Raw genomic sequence first — 4061 nt, forward strand, 5'->3', positions numbered from 1 at the left:
CTCGAGGTAGAGCAGGTCGCCGGCCAGCCTGAGCGGCCGGTCGCCGCCGCTCTCGGCGCCGATCCTGACCAGCGGGCTGGCCTCGATGGCCGCGCGCCACGAGGCCGGCTCGGGCCACAGCTCGGCCGGCACCGCTGCGGCGTCCTCGTCGGTGTCGGTACTGGCCGGGCCGGTGTGGGCCAGGTCGAGGCAGATCGAGCCTGACCGCAGGGCCCGCACCGACAGCGCGAGGGCGAGCAGGACCCTCTGGTCGGGTTCGCGGTAGAGATGTCCCACCTTCTGAGCGACGTGGACGTCGCCCCAGGTCAGGGCACCGGCCGCGTGCACGTCCCGCAGCAGGCCAGGGGTGAGGCTGGTGGCGAGGTCGGTCATGGCCGGCTCCGATCGGCCAGGAGGTCGGACAGTTCGGTGACGAGGCCGGACGGCGGGTGCCAGCGGAACACTCCGGTGTCGGGCGCACCCGGGCCGCCCATGCCGCGGACGAAGAGGTAGCCGACCCCGCCGAGGTGCCGAGTCGGGTCGTACCCGGACAGGCGGGCGTCCAGGAAGCGGTGCAGCGCCACGCAGTAGAGCAGCGCCTGCAGCGGGTAGTGGGTGCGGATCATCTCCGTCACCATGGCCGCCTCGGTGTAGTGCTCGAGGGTGAGCTCCGCGGGACCGAGCCGGTTGGTCTTGTAGTCGACGACCACGAAGCGGGGCGAGCCCGCAGGGCCGACGCGCAGCACCGAGTCGATGCTGCCGGTGAGGAAGCCGCGCAGCGGCTGTCCTGCCAGCGCCGGCTGCTCGAGTTCGGCGGGGTAGCCGGCGAGCGGGTCGCCGGCGGGCAGCCAGCGGCGCAGCAGTGCGGCGACGTCACGCAATCGACGGGTCTGCGGACCGGCGCCGAGCGGGATTTCGAAGGTGAGCTCGCTGAGCCGGTCGGTCACCGGGATCGCGGCGAGTGGGAGGCTGTCGGTGAGCGAACCGAGCGGCGTGAGCAGACTGGGCAGCATGGCGTCGGCGAGCGCCGCCGGAGCGACTCCCGACACCGCCCAGCGTTGACCGGCCGCGGTCGTCGCCTCCCGGAGCCGGTCGGCCAGCGCGGCCTGGTCCTGGGGGGTGGGGGCGTACCAGTCGAGGTTCTCCAGCACGTGGTGGACGAGGCTGCCGAAGCCCGTCCCCCCCGGCAGGTCGGCCATCGGGGAGGGGACGCCCGGCGCGGGGTCGACCAGCGGTGCGTCGGTGACCGGCTCGTCGTCGGTGATCGGCTCGGCCACCAGCGCGACCGGCGGCCTGGCGTGGACGGCCTCGGTCAGCCCGGAGTACGACGTGCGGCGCCAGTCCTGGTCGATCCGGCGGGAGAACCTGGCCAGCGCGAGGGGCCGTGGGCCCGACGGGGGCGGCGCGGCGGGTCGGGCGCGCTCAGGAGTGCAGTCCTGGACGACGATGCCTGCTTCGCCCAGCCATTCGAGTGCCGCAGGGCTGCCGTCGCCCGGCGGCTGGTCGAGCGGATACTCCGGCTCGGGCGCGCCGGGGTCGTCGCGGCGCCGGAACAGGAGCCGGTGCAGCGGGGAGGCCGCCGTGTTGAACCGGGTTCTCGCCCACCAGAGGGTCAGCTGCGACTGCGCGCGTGTGCAGCCGACGTACAGGGTGCGGAGCCGTTCGGCCGCGTCCTCCGCCGCCTGCTGGGCGCGGCGGCCGGGACGCCCGGGAGCCTGGGCCCCGCCGACGTCGAGGACCCGGCGGTCCGTGTCGTGGAAGGCGAAGTTCTCGCCCCCGTCGGTGTCGCGGACCCACAGGTCGGCGGCCTCGGGCAGCAGCACGACCGGGAACTGCAGGCCCTTCGCCTTGTGCACGGTCATGATCTGGACGGCGTCCCGGTCGGTCTCCAGCCGTCGAACGCGGTCGGAGGTCACCGCAGACCGGGTGACCGCCTCCTCCAGCCAGGCGACCAGCGCCTGCCCGCGGGTTCCCGTCGAGTGCTGGGCGTGCAGGAGCTCGGCGAGGTGCCGGAAGTCGGTCAGGTCCCGCTCGCCGCGTGGACGGCGCAGGATGCGCGCCGCGAACTCCTCCGGCACGTCGTCCGACGGCGCCTGGATGGTCGCGAACAGCGCGGCCACGCCCTGCGCGGCCAGGACTCGCGACCAGCCCTGGAGCAACGCGGCCCAGCCGGTCAGCCGGTCGTCATCGGCCAGAGCGAGGTCGGTGAGGTCGCCGCCGACGAAGTCGGTGAGGATCGCGGCCCGGACAGAACTCCGGCGTGGCTGTTCGAGCGCGGTGAGGAGGGTGAGCCAGTCGGCGGCGGCGGACGTCGCGAAGATCGAGTCGGCGCCCGAGAACGCGACCGGGACGCCCGCCGTGGTGAGGGCAGCGGCGATCTGGCGGCCCCGGCCATTGGTGCTGACCAGGATCGCGATGTCGTTGGCGCGGACCGGCCTCGGGCCGTCCTCGGTGAGCACATCGCTGCCGCCCGAGAGCAGGGTGACGATCTCGCCGGTGAGGTCGGCGATGATCGCCCTCCTGGCGTCCGCGGCCTGGACCGGGGCGGTCGAGGCGAGGCAGCGCAGGCGCACCGGCGCCGACCACGCCGACTCCCGCGGTGCCACCAGCCGGGAGCCGGAGTGGCTGGCGATGACCGGGGGCACCGTGATGCCCTCGCCGAGCGCCACGTCGCGGAACAGCTCGTTGACCGCGTGCACCACGCCTTCGTCGGCCCGATGGTTGACCTCGAGGGAGTATCGCTCGTCCGCCTCCGCCACCGCCGCGGTGTAGGCGGCGATGTCGGCGCCCCTGAAGGCGTAGATCGACTGCTTGGGGTCGCCGATCAGGACGAGTGGAACACGGCCGCCGAAGGTCTCGTTCAGGATCGCCCACTGGACGGGGTCGGTGTCCTGGAACTCGTCCACCAGGACCACCTGGCAGCGCCGCCGCAGCCGTTCGGCGCCGGCCGCTCCCGCGGGCCCGCGGAGGGCCGCCCGGAGCCGGGACAGCTGGTCGTCGAAGGTGTACAGACCCCAGCGGACCTTGCGGCGCTCGAGCTCTGCGCGAACGGCGTGGGCGAACTCGACCCGCTCGCCGGCGACGCCGGGAGCCCCGGAGGGGACGAGGTCGGCGTCGGGCAGGCCGATCGCTGAGCGTGCGACGGCGCGCGCCGTCGCCAGGTCGAACGGCACCCCGAGCGGGTGGGTGGCGTAGCGGGCGAGGTACACGTCGTCGGTGACCTGGTCGACGGTCAGGCTGAGGTCCTCGACGAGGGTGGCCCGCGGATCCTGCTCGGCGAGGATGCCGAGCTCCTCGAGCATCGCCTGGCAGAACTGGTGGATGGTTATGATCGTCGCGGAGTCGAGCCCGCCGACCGCGCGGTTCAGCCGGGCGATCCGCTCCGCGACCACCTCTGCCGGGGCGTCGAGCAGGAGGGCATCGGTCGGGTCGGGTTCGACCGGCGCGCCGGCCAGGCGTGCGGTGAGGACGTCGGCCGAGTGCTGCAGTCGGCGCCGGACACGGGCACGCAGCTCCGCGGATGCCATTCTGCTGAAGCTGATCACGGCGAGCCGGTCGACGGGCACCACGCCCTCGGCGAGGTAGCGCACGGCCAGGGCGGCGATGGCGTAGGTCTTCCCCGTGCCCGCGCTGGCCTCCAGGACCGCCGTGCCGGTGGGCAGGGGACCGGTGGGGTCGAACCGGGTCACGGTGCCACCTCGCTGTCCAGCATGGGCGTCCAGATCGCACCGGCCAGGACGCCGACCAGGTTCGGCTCGCCCGTGTCGGCGCCAGGGAGCGGCAGGTCACCCACGGGAAGGTCGAGGAGGCCGGGGAACTCGAAGAAGGCGCGGTAGGACGGGTCGTTCGCGCCCTCCCACTCCCAGCGGTCACGAAGGCGGGAGCGCGAGCGTGGGTCGAGCGGGTCCTGCCCGGCCAGGCGGAGGGTCGCCCACTCCGCGCAGAGGCGGGGCAGCGCGGGAAGCGGACGGGACAGCCCGATGGTCCGGATCGCGATCAGCTCGCCGAGGAGCCGGCGCGCCGTGGCCTGCGGCGGCGCCGCCAGCACGCAGACGCGTCCCTTGCCGGCGACCCGGGCCCGC

2 protein-coding genes and 1 pseudogene are annotated in these 4061 nt (G+C 74.2%); all 3 read right to left on the reverse strand.

Annotated features, from left to right (window positions below):
• A pseudogene (locus tag QM633_RS12050) lies at positions 1 to 372 on the reverse strand (exodeoxyribonuclease V subunit alpha); the annotation flags it as partial.
• Positions 369 to 3668 carry a UvrD-helicase domain-containing protein gene (locus QM633_RS12055; protein ID WP_415154006.1) on the reverse strand — a complete coding sequence of 1100 codons (3300 nt, stop codon included), beginning with the start codon at positions 3666 to 3668 and terminating at the stop codon, positions 369 to 371. The pseudogene QM633_RS12050 and the gene QM633_RS12055, both read right to left, overlap by 4 nt.
• Positions 3665 to 4061: hypothetical protein (locus QM633_RS12060; protein WP_415154007.1), on the reverse strand; the 397-nt coding region annotated here is incomplete at its 5' end. The genes QM633_RS12055 and QM633_RS12060, both read right to left, overlap by 4 nt.

The organism is Propionicimonas sp. (genome assembly GCF_047606205.1).
GTDB lineage: Bacteria > Actinomycetota > Actinomycetes > Propionibacteriales > Propionibacteriaceae > Propionicimonas.